The sequence below is a fragment of the Arthrobacter sp. TB 26 genome, from assembly GCF_000427315.1.
Lineage (GTDB): Bacteria > Actinomycetota > Actinomycetes > Actinomycetales > Micrococcaceae > Arthrobacter.
Window position 1 is genome coordinate 1 of the sequence record NZ_AUPJ01000398.1, and the last position, 13945, is coordinate 13945.

Here is a 13945-nt window from a genome sequence, read left to right on the forward strand (position 1 = left end):
CCTGCCGGTGGCACCCCGGGATCTGGCCGGCGTATCCGCTCAGGGCCAGGCTCCGGCGCAGGGTGAGCGGGAAACCCGGACGCCGATCAAGGGCGTCCGCAAGTTCACCGCCGCAGCCATGGTCTCCAGTGCGTTCACGGCTCCGCATGTCACGGAGTTCCTGACCATTGACGTCACCCCGACCATGGAACTGCTGGCGAAGCTCAAGGCCAGCCGCGCGTTCGCCGGCTACAAGCTCACGCCGCTGACGCTGGTGTCCAAGGCCGTGCTTATCGCGCTGAAGGGCCACCCCACGCTCAACACCCGCTGGGACGAGGCCAAGCAGGAGATTGTCCAGTACAACTACGTGAACCTCGGCATCGCGGCTGCCACCCCGCGCGGGCTGACCGTGCCGAACATCAAGGACGCCGACCGGATGTCCCTGCTGGAGCTCTCCACCGCGCTGACCGAACTGACGGACACGGCGCGGGCCGGCAAGACCAGTCCGGCCAACCTGTCCGGCGGCACAATTTCCATCACGAACATCGGCGTCTTCGGCATCGATTCCGGCACTCCCATCCTCAACCCGGGGGAGGCCGCCATCCTGGCCCTCGGTGCGGTGCGGAAGATGCCGTGGGAGTACCAGGACCAGGTGGCGCTGCGCCAGGTCATGACGCTCAGCCTCTCCTTTGACCACCGGCTGGTCGACGGCGAGCAGGGCTCACGCTTCCTGCAGGACCTCGGCGCCATCCTGTCCGATCCGGGCATGGCGCTCGCCATGGTCTAGCAAACCGAGCGAACGGCTGCCGGCTGCCCCCTTTCGGGCGGCCGGCAGGGTGCCCAAATGGCGGATCGGCTGTGGCATGAGGTCCGGCACTGCTTCGCCGGTATCCTCGATGACCTTCAATGTGCGCAGCTACTGACAGAGTTGCCTACTCCACGCTCGTGGTGCGGCGGTCACTCCTGGCCTGACGCCGCTGAGCGCATAACGGCAGATTCAGGCAAGAAATGAGCAGCCCATTGGAAAGCTCGTCACAACGCTGTCGGGGCTGTCGCCATTCCTGACCGGGTCAGGATTTCGTCGACCTAGGCCCGCTCTGCCAACCGTTTGATCGTGACGATCGCCTCCGACCACATGCCGCGCATGTCGTCGGCCCACTCGTCGGGCACCGCGAGCTCGACGACGAGAGTCGTCACCCCGTCGGTCTCGCTGAACGAGTAGCTCTCGTGCAGCCCGACGGCGGGCCCTTCGCGGTTCTCGACGTCGTTCTCGATATCGCCGAGATAGCGGATCGACACGAACTCGTGGGGCCGATTCTCGACGATGGTGCCGAAGAGACCGCTCGCCGTGCCGTCGTCGTTCGGGCCGAGGAAGCGGATCTCGTCGCCCTCGTTCCAGCCGCCCTCGTAGGTCGATCCCTCGTGGAAGGCGCCCGTCCATTCGCGGTAGGTGTCGAGGTCGAGCATGACGTTCCAGACGTGCTGCGCGGGAGCGTCGACATCGACGCTGAATCGAAGATTCTCCATGCGCGATTGTAGAACCGAGCCACCCAGGCGGCGCAAGACCGCCTACAGGGACGGTTCGTCGATGAGCTCCGCAACCCGGCGGTGTGGACTGGGGCGATCGTAGTATGCACAGCGGTATTCGCTATCGCTGGCTGGTATGGGCCAGTTCGAAGCGGCGATGCAGGCCTGATAAGTGGCAATCTGCTGAAGAATGTTAGCCCGCGGGTCAACTGGCGTCATGCCTCTGACACTATCGCGGGCCTTCTAGAGGGGGCCCAAGAGCAGCCGGGGTACCTTTCCGGACACCCGTGATGACCCACCACCCCACGAAACACAACGAAACATTTCTCGCACACCCCGCCCGTTCGAACCGTCCCGTATGCCGGTCCTCTGCCGGCGCATCCGGCCACTCACAATTTCCGAATCGACATCGCCGCGTTTCCGCAGCCGGCCGATTCCCGTATGACCCGCCCGAGAAATTGCCCGGTGACGGCAGGGCAGTTTCTGGGGGCTTAACGGTACGTTCACGTCCATGACCGGACTCCTCATCGACAGGTGGGGTCCAGCCATCCCGCGGGTGGTTGCGGCCGTTCGGGGGTCACGCTAAATGGGGGACTTGGCCTTTTCGCCCGCAATTTGCGGCGCGCCGCCCGGGCGGGTGCTGTCATCCGGCAGGGTCGGCGGGGGCCATCAGGGCCGCCAGTGCCATGCTCTGCAGCAAGGGTCGCGCCCGCTTGACCGCGATCCGCCGTCCATGGCTCCGAACCGAGTGCGGGGTGGAGTTGATCAGGCCGAAGGTGGCGTGCGCACGCATCCGGAGCTCGGTGGCCTCGGTCCCGGGGTGCAGTCCGGCAAGGACCTCGACCCAGAGCTCCACATAGTTCCTCTGCAGTGTGCGGACCTCGGCCTGGTCCTCCTCGGCGAGGTTGCTGAAGTCCTGGTCCTGCACCCGGATGACGTCGGGGTTGCTGAGCGCGAAGTCCACATGGAACTCCACCAGCGCGCGCAGGGCAACGGCGGCGCCGTCGGAATCGGCAATGACGCGCCGGCCGCCGTCGAGCAGGTCCTGGCTGACACTCAGCAGCAGCGCTCCGAGGACGGCCTGCTTGCCGGCGAAATGCCGGTACACCGCAGGGCCGCTGACGCCGGCGGCGGCGCCGAGGTCCTCCAGGGACACACGGTTGAAGCCGTCGACGGCGAACAACGCGGCCGCCGAGGACAGCAGCGCCTGGCGGCGGCTCTCCTTGGCCTGGCTGCGTTGGGTCGCGGGAGGCTGGGTCGCGGGAGGCCGGGTCGCTGGAGGCTGGGTCGTTGGAGGCTGGGTCGCGGGAGGCTGGGCCGACGCGAGCTGCGTGGCGGTCCGGCTCGTGTCGCTGGGTTCGGTCACCGGCACACCCCTCATCTCAAGAAAACCATCATTTGTGCGGCCCTGTGTTGGACATCACAGTTAATAGAGACTAACCTAAATCTCAGTTATGCGGTACTAACCGAAGTGGCTGGAACGGGCGCAGGACAGGCCGCCAGTATGAAGGTGCGAGAACGGAAGCAGTCAATGGAGACAATCGCCAGCCAGGTGGACGCCACGAGCGCCGCCTTCGCCGCGAACCGCGAGGCCCAGCTGGGGCTGGCCCGTGAGCTGAGGGAACGCCTCGCCACGGCCGCTTTGGGCGGGCCGGAGAAGTCGCGGGAACGCCATGTGGCCCGCGGCAAGCTCCTTCCCCGCGAACGCATCGACCAGCTGCTCGATGACGGCAGCCCCTTCCTGGAAATCGCGCCGCTGGCAGCCAACGGCATGTACGACGACGACTCGCCCGGCGCCGGAGTTATTGCCGGGATCGGCCTGGTCCACGGCCGCCAGGTCCTGGTCATCTCCAACGACGCCACGGTCAAGGGCGGCACCTATTACCCGATGACCGTGAAGAAGCACCTCCGGGCGCAGGAAATTGCCCTGGAAAACCGGCTGCCCTGCATCTACCTCGTGGACTCGGGCGGGGCCTTCCTGCCCAAGCAGGACGAGGTCTTTCCGGACAAGGAGCACTTCGGCCGGATCTTCTTCAACCAGGCCAAGATGTCCGCGGCCCGGATCCCGCAGATCGCCTCGGTGATGGGCTCGTGCACCGCCGGCGGCGCGTACGTCCCCGCGATGAGCGACGAAACCGTGATTGTCCGAAACCAGGGCACCATCTTCCTGGGCGGACCGCCGCTCGTGAAGGCCGCGATCGGTGAGATCGTCACCGCCGAGGAACTCGGCGGCGGTGATGTGCACTCGAAGATCTCCGGTGTCACGGACCACCTGGCCGAGAACGATGAGCATGCCCTCCAGATCGTCCGCGACATCGTCTCCACCCTGCCCCGCCCGGCCGCCCCCGCCTGGGACATCGACACCGCCGTCGAACCCCTCGCGGACCCGGAGGAGCTGTACGGCGCTGTCCCCACCGACGTCAACGCGCAGTATGACGTCCGCGAGGTCATTGCCCGGCTCGTGGACGGCAGCCGCTTCCACGAATTCAAGAAGAACTACGGCACCACCCTGGTGACCGGCTTCGCGAAGCTGCACGGCCACCCGGTGGGCATAGTGGCGAACAACGGCGTGCTGTTCAGCGAATCCTCGCTCAAGGGCGCGCACTTCATCGAACTCTGCGACCAGCGCGGCATCCCGCTGATCTTCCTGCAGAACCTCTCCGGCTTTATGGTCGGCAAGGACTACGAGCAGGGCGGCATCGCCAAGAACGGCGCCAAGATGGTCACCGCCGTCGCCACCGCACGGGTGCCCAAACTGACGGTGGTGATCGGCGGCTCCTTCGGCGCCGGCAACTATTCGATGTGCGGGCGGGCCTACTCTCCGCGCTTCCTCTGGATGTGGCCGGCCAGCCGCATCTCGGTGATGGGCGGCAACCAGGCCTCCAGCGTCCTTGCCACGGTCAAACGGGACCAGTACGAGGCCCGCGGCGAGGAATGGTCCGCCGCGGACGAGGAAGCCTTCAAGGCCCCGATCAAGCAGCAGTACGAGGACCAGGGCAGCCCCTACTACTCCACCGCCCGCCTCTGGGACGACGGCATCATCGACCCCGCGGACACCCGCACCGTCCTGGGACTGGCGCTCGACGTCGTCTCCCGCACCCCGCTGCCGGAGACCTCCTTCGGCCTTTTCCGGATGTGAGCCCGCCATGACTCTTTCTTCGCCGACTACTACCTCCCCAACGCCGCAGGACACCAAGCCGCTCTTCGGCACCGTCTTGGTCGCCAACCGCGGCGAGATCGCCTGCCGCGTGATCCGGACGCTGCGGGCGCTCGGTATCCGTTCCGTCGCCGTTTATTCCGACGCCGACGCCGGAGCCCGGCACGTGCAGGAAGCTGACACCGCCGTGCGGATCGGCCCCGCGGCCGCCGCCGAGAGCTACCTGAAGATCGAAGCCATCATCCAGGCCTGCCGCGACACCGGAGCCGAGGCCGTGCACCCCGGCTACGGCTTCCTCAGTGAGAACGTGGACTTCGCCCGCGCCCTGGACAAGGCGGGGATCACCTTCATCGGCCCCGGCGTCGAATCACTCAACGTCATGGGTGACAAGATCCGCTCCAAGAACCACGTGACCGGCTACGGCGTCCCGGTGGTCCCGGGCATCGCCGAACCGGGCATGACGGACGCGCAGCTCATCGAGGCTGCGGCCGGCGTCGGCTTCCCGCTGCTCATCAAGCCCTCCGCCGGCGGTGGCGGGAAGGGCATGCACATCGTCGAACGGCCCGAGGACCTCGAAGCCACCCTGGCCACCGCCCGCCGCGTCGCGGCCAGCGCCTTCGGCGACGACACGCTGTTCCTGGAACGCCTCGTCCTGACCCCTCGGCACATCGAGGTCCAGGTCCTCGCGGACAACCACGGCAACGTCATCCATCTGGGGGAGCGCGAGTGTTCGCTGCAGCGCCGCCACCAGAAGGTCATCGAGGAAGCGCCCTCCCCGCTGCTGGAGTCCCTGCCCGACGGCGCGGCAATCCGGGCCCGTCTTGGCGAGGCCGCCTGCAATGCCGCCCGCAGCGTCAACTACAGCGGTGCCGGCACCGTGGAGTTCCTGGTCTCCGACAACGCCCCGGACGAGTTCTTCTTTATGGAGATGAACACCCGCCTGCAGGTCGAGCACCCCGTCACCGAAATGGTCACCGGCGTCGACCTCGTCGAGTGGCAGGTCCGCATCGCCGCCGGCGAGGAACTCACCGTCCGCCAGGACGACGTCGTCCTCACCGGACACTCGGTGGAGGCCCGCGTCTACGCCGAGGTACCGGAGAAGAACTTCCTGCCCTCCGGCGGCGAAGTGGTGCTCCTGGACGAACGCGGCGAGATCTTCACCGCCATGGACGATCTGGATTCCCTCACACCTGCCGCCGCGGATCCGGACATCCGGATCGATTCCTCGCTGGTAAAGGGACTCGAGATCTCCAGCGACTACGATCCCATGGTGTCCAAGGTCATCGCCTGGGGCAAAGACCGCACTGCGGCACTGGACAAGCTCGACACGGCACTTTCCCGGTACACGGCCCTGGGGATCGACACCAACGTCGAGTACCTGCGCCTGCTGATCAACGACGCCGACGTCCGGGCCGGCCGCCTCGACACCGGCCTGATCGAACGGAAGATGCCAGGCTTCACGTTCCGCCGCGCCGGCGACGCCGAACTCATCGCCGCAGCCATGCCCTTCTGGGTCCTGGCCGAAGCCCCCGCGACGGTGGGATCCCCCTGGGACACACTCCGTGGCTGGCGGCTGGGCACACCGGCGGCCTGGACCATGAGTTTCGGTGTTCCCGGCGGAGAGCTGGCCACCGTGGCCGTGACCTGGCTGAACAACGTGGACCTCGGTCACGCCACCGTCCGGGTCAACAATGGCCCGGTGCGCGACGTGAAAGTCCTGGGGCTGTCCAGTGTCGATGTGTACCTGGAACTCGATGGCCGGGAAGAGCGCTTCGCGCAGGGCGCCATCTGGGAGGACTACCCGCCGGAGGGGAATCCGCAGTACGTCCACCTAGGCAACGAGGGCTGGTCCTGCCGGCTCGAGCCGCTCGGCCGCGAAGCCAAGCTCGCCCGCGTGCTCACGGCAATCGAACGCGAGGAAGGCGCCGCCGACCCGGCAGTGCGTTCGCCGATGCCCGGCACAGTGGTGTCCGTCTCGGTCCGCAACGGCGACGTCGTCGTCGCCGGCCAGGTGCTGCTCTCCGTGGAAGCCATGAAGATGGAACACCAGCTCGTGGCACCCCTCGACGGCACCGTGCACATCAGCATCACGTCCGGGGACCTCGTGAAGGCGGACCAGGTCCTCGCCACGGTCCACCCGGTTCACCCGACGGAGCCGTCCAAAGCCGAGGACACCATCGAAGAAGCCGTCATCGCCATGGGCGCGGCGGAGTAGCACCCAACAGCTTCAGCACCAGACCACCACCCGACACAGATCTTCGACAGCACCACAGACAAAGGAGTCACCATGCCCGATTTTGAACTCAGCGAGGATTACCAGGACCTCAGCAACACCGTCCGCGAATTCGCCGACGAAGTGGTGGCCCCGGTTTCCGCCAAGCACGACGAGGAACACAGCTTCCCCTACGAGGTGGTCTCCCAGATGGCCGACATGGGCCTCTTCGGCCTGCCGTTCCCGGAGGAATTCGGCGGCATGGGCGGCGACTACTTCGCCCTCGCCCTCGCCCTGGAACAGCTCGGCCGGGTGGACCAGTCCGTCGCCATCACCCTGGAAGCCGGCGTCTCCCTCGGCGCCATGCCGATCCACCGCTTCGGCAACGCCGCCCAGAAGGAGGAGTGGCTGCCGCTGCTGGCCTCCGGCAAGGCGCTCGCAGGCTTCGGCCTGACCGAGCCGGAAGCAGGCTCCGACGCCGGCGGCACCAAAACCACTGCCAAGCTGGGCGGTGGTGAGTGGGTCATCAACGGCAACAAGGAGTTCATCACCAACTCCGGCACCGACATCACCCGCCTCGTCACCGTCACCGCGGTGACCGGCCAGTCGGAACGCCCGGACGGCAGCATCAAGAAGGAAATCTCCACCATCCTGGTGCCCACCAACACCCCCGGCTTCACAGCGGAGAAGGCCTACAACAAGGTCGGCTGGAACGCCTCGGACACCCACCCGCTGACACTGGACAATGTCCACGTCCCCGAGGCCAACCTGCTCGGCGCTCAGGGCCGCGGCTACGCCAACTTCCTCTCCATCCTCGACGAGGGCCGGATCGCGATCGCGGCGCTGGCCGTCGGCGCGGCCCAGGGCTGCGTGGACCAGTCGGTGAAATATGCCAAGGAGCGCAGCGCGTTCGGGCAGAACATCGGCAAGTACCAGGCCATCGCGTTCAAGATCGCCCGGATGGAAGCACGGGCCCACACCGCCCGCCTGGCCTACTACGACGCGGCCGCCCGGATGCTCGCCGGAAAGCCGTTCAAGACGCAGGCGGCCATCGCTAAGATGGTCGCAGGCGAGGCAGCCATGGACAACGCGCGGGACGCCACCCAGGTGTTCGGCGGCTATGGCTTCATCAACGAATTCACCGTGGCACGGCACTACCGCGACTCCAAGATCCTTGAAGTCGGCGAGGGCACCACGGAGGTCCAGCTGATGCTGATCGCCCGCGAACTGGGGCTCTGACCGGCCCGCTGGCCGCAACCGTCGAACGAAGGATCAACGATGATTAACAAAGTTGTTGCCAGCGCCGCCGAGGCCGTCGCGGACATCCACGACGGCGCCTCGCTCGCCGTCGGCGGATTCGGGCTCTGCGGCATTCCGGTGGCCCTGATCGAGGCCCTGCACCAGGGCGGCGCCACGAACCTGGAAACCGTGAGCAACAACTGCGGAGTCGACGACTGGGGACTCGGGATCCTGCTCAGGGACGGCCGCATCCGCCGCACCATCAGCTCCTACGTGGGGGAGAACAAGGAATTCGCCCGGCAGTACCTCGCCGGCGAGCTCGAAGTGGTCCTCACCCCGCAGGGCACGCTGGCCGAGAAACTGCGCGCCGGCGGGGCCGGCATCCCCGCCTTCTACACCCCGGCCGGCGTGGGCACCCAGGTGTCCGACGGCGGCCTGCCGCAAAAGTACGACGCCGGAGGCAACGTCGCGATCGCCTCTGCGGCGAAGGAGGTGCGCAGCTTCAACGGTGCCGACTACGTCCTCGAGGAGTCACTGACCCCGGATTTCGGCCTGGTGCACGCCTGGAAGGGCGACCGCCACGGCAACCTCGTGTTCCACGCCACCGCGATGAACTTCAACCCGCTGTGCGCCATGGCCGGGAGGATCACCATCGCCGAGGTTGAGGAACTCGTGGAGCCGGGGGACCTGGACCCCGAACACGTCCATATCCCCGGGATCTTCGTCCAGCGTGTGGTGCTCGCTCCGGACGTCGAGAAGCGGATCGAAAAGCGGACGGTGGCCTTGGCTGCAACGTCCGCCGCCGGCACTGCCACCCCAGCAACAGACCAGTCAGGAGCCTAGGCCATGGAATCCAACAGCCTGCAGGGTGCGCCGCCCCGTCCCGAAGCGGTCCGCCACGAATACCGGCCCGCCGCCGTCGAGCATCCCGCCGGTGTTGAGAGCAAAGGCTGGACGCGCAACGAACTGGCTGCCCGGGTGGCGCAGGAACTGCACAACGGGCAGTACGTCAACCTCGGCATCGGAATGCCCACCCTGATCCCCAACTACATCCCCGCCGGCGTCGAGGTGGTCCTGCACTCGGAGAACGGCATCCTCGGCGTCGGGCCGTACCCGGGGGAGGACGACGTCGATCCGGACCTGATCAATGCCGGCAAGGAGACCGTGACGGTCAACAAGGGCGCCGCGTTCTTCGACTCTGCCACCTCGTTCGGCATGATCCGCGGCGGGCATGTGGATGTCGCCGTACTCGGTGCCATGGAAGTGGCCCAGAACGGTGACCTGGCCAACTGGATGATTCCGGGCAAGATGGTCAAAGGCATGGGCGGTGCCATGGACCTGGTGTTCGGCGCCAAGAAGGTGATCGTGATGATGGAGCACGTGGACCGGAACGGCCGGCCCAAGATCGTGGAGCGGTGCACGCTGCCGCTGACCGGCAAGGCCTGCGTGGACCGGATCATCACGGACCTTGCGGTCATCGACGTCGTGACCGACGCCGGACAGTCCCGGCTGGTGCTGCGCGAACTCGCCCCCAACGTGACGGCCGAGGACGTGGCCGCGGCCACCGGCGCCGAACTTTTCGAGGAAGACCAGGAACTGACGGTATGACGACTGAACCATTGCCCGCCACTGAACCCCAGACCATGGAACCGCGTGTCATTGAACAGCGCGGCCTCTACTTCGACGAGCTCGACGAGGACGTGGTGTACGCGCACCGGCCGGGCCGGACCGTGACCGAGGCGGACAACGTCCTCTTCACCACCATGACCATGAACACCCAGGCCCTGCACCTGGATGCCGCCTGGAGCGCAGAACAACCGTTTGGCCAGCGCCTCATGAACTCCATGTTCACCCTGGCCACGGTGGTGGGGCAGTCCGTTCCGCAGCTGACCCAGGGCACCATCATCGCCCAGCTGGGGCTCACGGACGTGTCGTTCCCGCACCCGATGTACCACGGCGACACGCTGTACACCGAGACTGTCGTGACCGGGAAAAGGCTGTCCTCCTCCCGGCCCGGCCAGGGGATCGTGACCATGAAGCACACCGGCCGGAACCAGAACGGCGACGTTGTGGCCCTCGCCACCCGCAGCTGCCTGATGTGGACACGCGACGCGCACACTGAGGCCCAGCACGCGAACACTGCCCGGAAAGAACAGGCACAAAAGGGCAGAATAGACACATGAGCTTCCTGATGGGCCCCGCCCTGCTGTTTTGCCCTGCCGACCGCCCCGAGCGCTACCAGAAGGCCGCCGAGCGCGCCGACGCCGTGATCGTGGACCTCGAGGACGCCGTCGCGCCCGCGGATAAACAGCGTGCCCGCGGCGCCATCCTGGCCCAGCTCGGCGCTACCGGGGACGTTCCCGAACTGGACCCGAGCCGCACGATCATCCGGATCAATCCGGCCGGCACCGAGGAGTTCGAGAAGGATCTGCACTGCCTCAAGCACACCCCCTACCGGCATGTGATGCTTGCCAAGGCTGAGAGCGCCGCCCAGCTCAGGGAGCTTGAGGGCTACAGCGTGATCGCGCTCTGCGAGACGGCGCTGGGGGTTGTCAACGCCGCCGCCATCGCCGCTGAGCCGAACGTCGTCGGGCTGATGTGGGGCGCCGAGGACCTGCTCGCCTCGCTCGGCGGCACCTCCAGCAGGACGGACGACGGCGCCTACCGCGCTGTCGCCCTGCACGCCCGCTCCACGGTACTGCTGGCCGCCCGCGCGTTCGGCAAGGACGCTGTCGACTCGGTGTACGTCAACATCCCCGACCTTGATGGGCTCGCCGCCGAATCCCGTGACGCCGTCGCCTCGGGCTTTGGCTCCAAGGCCTGCATCCACCCGAATCAGGTGGTAGTTGTCCGAGGAGCGTACGCGCCGTCCGAGTCCGAGGTCGCGGCAGCCACCGAACTGCTCGACGCGGCCGCAGCGGCAGGCTCGGGCGTCTTCCAGTTCAACGGCAAGATGATCGACGGCCCCATCCTCAAACACGCCGAAGCCACGCTCCGCCGCGCGGGCCGGTAGGTTCGTTAGGATCCGGCCGTCGCCCGGTGGCGTAATGGACCGGAAATGAAGGCAGAGACGGCCTGGACCTCGTCGATTCGTCACGAATGGCCGCTTGGACGCGTCCCATAGCGGCCAGTTGCGTCAGATGGGTGCCCGGTAGCGGCCAGTTGCGTCAGATGGGTGCCCGGTAGCGGCCAGTTGCGTCAGATGGGTGCCCGGTAGCGGCCAGTTGCGTCAGATGGGTGCCTCAAGATGCGCCACCCTGCCCGGCGCTCGCCTGCGACGAATGGACATGCTCCGCGGAACCCCTATAAACGAGACATGCTCAGCGCTTCCACAGGTACCGGTTCTCCGGCCGCCCTGCCGCGCCGTAGCGGGGTGTGAGCCGGGCGAAGCCGTGGATGACCAAATACTCGAGGTAGCGCCGCGCGCTGACTCGCGAGAGTCCGAGCTGAAGGGCCATCCCGGCGGCAGAGACGTCGTCGGGGGTTGATTTGAGCGCCTCGATGACGGCGTCCAGGGTGGGCCTGGACAGCCCCTTCGGTAGCCTTACCGCCGACCCGGGCACGGGTGCCGCCCCGGAATCCGCAACAACTGCCCGGCGCGACGGCGCCACGAGACGGTCGATGCTGTCCTGGTCCAGCGGCCCGGCAGCCCCGCCTGCGGCGAGTTCGCGGCGAAGGAGCACGTACTCGTCGAGCCGTTCGTTCAGGGCCTGGGACGTGAAGGGCTTCACCAGATAGTGCAGTACCCCGCCGGCCATGGCGCCGCGGACCGTCTCCAGCTCCCGCGAGGCCGTGATGACCAGGACGTCGAGCGCCTGCTGGCGGCCGCGGAGCTGCTGGAGCACGTCCAGGCCCGACATGTCCGGAAGGTGGATGTCCAACAGGACAAGTTCGGGCCGCAGCTCTGCGGCCAGGTCGAGGCCCTGCTGCCCGGTATGGGCCAGGCTGACGACGTCGAAGCCGCCGCGCGCCAGCAGGAACCCGTGGTGGATCCCGGCCACTGCCACGTCATCGTCAATGATGAGGGTGCGTATGGAGCTCATTGTTTTTGTAGTTCCGCCTCTTTTGTCCTCAGTATTACCGTAAAGCAGGCACCGCCCAGCACGGACGGCCCCACCGACGCCCCGCCGGCCCGGCGCCGGGCCACGCGCTGGACCAGGGCCAGCCCGAAGCCGCGGCTGTTGATTCCCTCGGCCTGTTTGGTGGTGACGCCGGCCTCGAACACGGCGGTCCGCTCCGGCTCGGGGACGCCGGGGCCGTCGTCCTCGACCGTGATGGTGCGTTCGCCGTCGGGAGCCTCATCCAGCCCGACGGCGATGGTGCTGTCGTAGCCCGCGGCGTCCACCGCGTTGTCGATCAGGTTCCCCAGGACCGTGATGACATCGCCTGTCCCGTCCGGCGTGCACACCGAGGCCGGGTCCACCAGGATCTCGACGCCGCGCTCGGCGCAGACCGTCGATTTGGCAATCAGCAGGGCCCGGACGTCGTGATCGGTGATTCCTGCGGCCAGCGGGCGGTTGACGAACGCGGCCTCGCTGTGGCTCCGGCCCAGGTATTCCACGGCCTTGCCCTGTTCGCCGAGCTCCAGGAGACCCGAGATCACATGCAGCTTATTGGCGAATTCGTGGGCCTGCGCCCGCAGCGCCTGCGTCACATCCAGGGCGCCGTCGCGGTCGCGGAGGATTGCGTGGAGTTCCGTGCGGTCGCGCAGAATGAGGACTTTCCCCACTTCCCGGCCGTCCACCGTGGCGGCATTGACCTTGCCCAGCAGGATCCTTTCCCCGGAGAGCACCAGTTCCTCCGTGGCCGATCCCGCGGTGAGCATCCGGCGGACCCCGGGTTCCAGGCATTCGCTGGCCGGCCGTCCGGTGATTTCCTCGCCCACGCCCAGCAGCCGGCGGGCTTCGTCGTTGACCAGCGCGACCTTCCCCTCGGCGTCGACCGCGACGAGCCCCTCGCCCAGGCCGTGGAGCATCGCGTCGCGGGTCTCGAGCAGGGCCGCGATGTCCTCCGGCTCCAGCTTGTAGATCCGCCGCCATACGAGCTTTGAGATGTACATCGCCCCGAGCGATCCGAGCAGCGCTGCGCCGAGAAGCCAGCCGAACAGTTGCGGCAGGTCCTCGTAGAGGTCTTGGGCCAGGGTGCTTTCCAGCACACCCACCGAAGCCGAGCCGATCACGATTCCGGCACTGTCGAAAATGGGAACCTTGACCCGCCAGGATTCACCCAGCGTCCCGGTCTGGGTGCCGACATAGATCTCGCCGGAGAGGGGCACGGAAGGGTCGGTGGACACTGGCCTGCCGATTTCCGCAGGGTTCGGGTGGGACTGCCGGACGCCGTGGTGGTCCGTCACCACGACATAGGTGACATTGGAGGCCTGCCGGATGACTTCGGCGATGGGCTGGATGGTCTGGGCCGGTTGCGGTGTCCCGAAGGCATTCACCACGGAGGGAAGCCGGGCGACGCTTTCGGCCACCCCGATCAGCCGGCCCTTGTACGCGTCCCGGAGCTGCTGCTCCTGCATTCGGATGGTCACGGCCCCCACCGCCGTCAGGACAGCCAGCACGATGCCAAGCTGCAGCGCGACCAGCTGGAAGCGTAAGGGAATCCTGTGAACCATGTCACAAGCTTCCCATCCCAGCCGCCGCCCACGGCCCAAACCCGGGCCCGGGGCCGTGACCAATATGACCACTACTACCTCTACGGCCAAATTCTGTTCCCCGGCGCGTGCCGCTCCTACTCTCGGGGAAGTGATTCCGATGACGTGCGTCACATTCAACAAGGAGAAACCCATGACCTCCCACTTCAATTCCACGCGGTTCAACTTCACC

At 67.0% G+C, this 13945-nt stretch carries 12 protein-coding genes; 8 read left to right on the top strand and 4 right to left on the bottom strand.

Going from position 1 to position 13945, the window contains the following annotated elements:
- On the top strand, positions 1-766 hold a 766-nt coding region (locus K789_RS0115440), incomplete at its 5' end, for a dihydrolipoamide acetyltransferase family protein (protein WP_024367540.1).
- Between the two features lie 299 nt (positions 767-1065).
- Here K789_RS0115440 and K789_RS0115445 read toward each other — a convergent pair.
- Positions 1066-1506: an SRPBCC family protein gene (locus tag K789_RS0115445; protein ID WP_024367541.1), complete on the bottom strand. Its 441-nt coding sequence runs from the start codon at positions 1504-1506 to the stop codon at positions 1066-1068.
- Positions 1507-2149: 643 nt separating this feature from the next.
- The gene (locus K789_RS0115450; RefSeq protein WP_035739939.1) at positions 2150-2872 is read right to left on the bottom strand and encodes a TetR/AcrR family transcriptional regulator; all 723 of its coding nucleotides are present in this window, start codon (positions 2870-2872) and stop codon (positions 2150-2152) included.
- Positions 2873-3037: 165 nt separating this feature from the next.
- Between K789_RS0115450 and K789_RS0115455 the strand changes: the two genes are divergently transcribed.
- The 7 genes from K789_RS0115455 (at position 3038) to K789_RS0115485 (ending at position 11127) form a co-directional block, all read left to right on the top strand.
- A complete protein-coding gene (locus tag K789_RS0115455; RefSeq protein ID WP_024367543.1) occupies positions 3038-4645 on the top strand; it encodes a carboxyl transferase domain-containing protein in 1608 nt (535 codons plus the stop codon).
- A gap of 7 nt (positions 4646-4652) precedes the next feature.
- The gene (locus K789_RS0115460) at positions 4653-6878 is read left to right on the top strand and encodes an acetyl/propionyl/methylcrotonyl-CoA carboxylase subunit alpha (RefSeq protein WP_024367544.1); all 2226 of its coding nucleotides are present in this window, start codon (positions 4653-4655) and stop codon (positions 6876-6878) included.
- Between the two features lie 72 nt (positions 6879-6950).
- A complete protein-coding gene (locus K789_RS0115465) occupies positions 6951-8114 on the top strand; it encodes an acyl-CoA dehydrogenase family protein (protein WP_024367545.1) in 1164 nt (387 codons plus the stop codon).
- 39 nt (positions 8115-8153) lie between these two features.
- Complete coding sequence (locus tag K789_RS0115470; protein WP_024367546.1) at positions 8154-8957, top strand: CoA transferase subunit A; 804 nt, start codon at positions 8154-8156, stop codon at positions 8955-8957.
- 3 nt (positions 8958-8960) lie between these two features.
- Positions 8961-9722, top strand: a complete 762-nt coding sequence (locus K789_RS0115475) for a CoA transferase subunit B (RefSeq protein WP_024367547.1) — start codon at positions 8961-8963, stop codon at positions 9720-9722.
- Positions 9719-10297 carry a MaoC family dehydratase gene (locus tag K789_RS0115480; protein ID WP_024367548.1) on the top strand — a complete coding sequence of 193 codons (579 nt, stop codon included), beginning with the start codon at positions 9719-9721 and terminating at the stop codon, positions 10295-10297. Before K789_RS0115475 ends, K789_RS0115480 begins: the two co-directional genes overlap by 4 nt.
- Positions 10294-11127, top strand: a complete 834-nt coding sequence (locus K789_RS0115485; protein WP_024367549.1) for an HpcH/HpaI aldolase/citrate lyase family protein — start codon at positions 10294-10296, stop codon at positions 11125-11127. The genes K789_RS0115480 and K789_RS0115485 overlap by 4 nt, the downstream gene beginning before the upstream one ends.
- Before the next feature lie 307 nt (positions 11128-11434).
- Here K789_RS0115485 and K789_RS0115490 read toward each other — a convergent pair whose 3' ends face one another.
- Both K789_RS0115490 and K789_RS0115495 read right to left on the bottom strand, forming a co-directional pair.
- Complete coding sequence (locus K789_RS0115490) at positions 11435-12157, bottom strand: response regulator (RefSeq protein ID WP_024367550.1); 723 nt, start codon at positions 12155-12157, stop codon at positions 11435-11437.
- Complete coding sequence (locus K789_RS0115495) at positions 12154-13734, bottom strand: ATP-binding protein (protein ID WP_024367551.1); 1581 nt, start codon at positions 13732-13734, stop codon at positions 12154-12156. Before K789_RS0115495 ends, K789_RS0115490 begins: the two co-directional genes overlap by 4 nt.
- Positions 13735-13945: the final 211 nt, after the last annotated feature.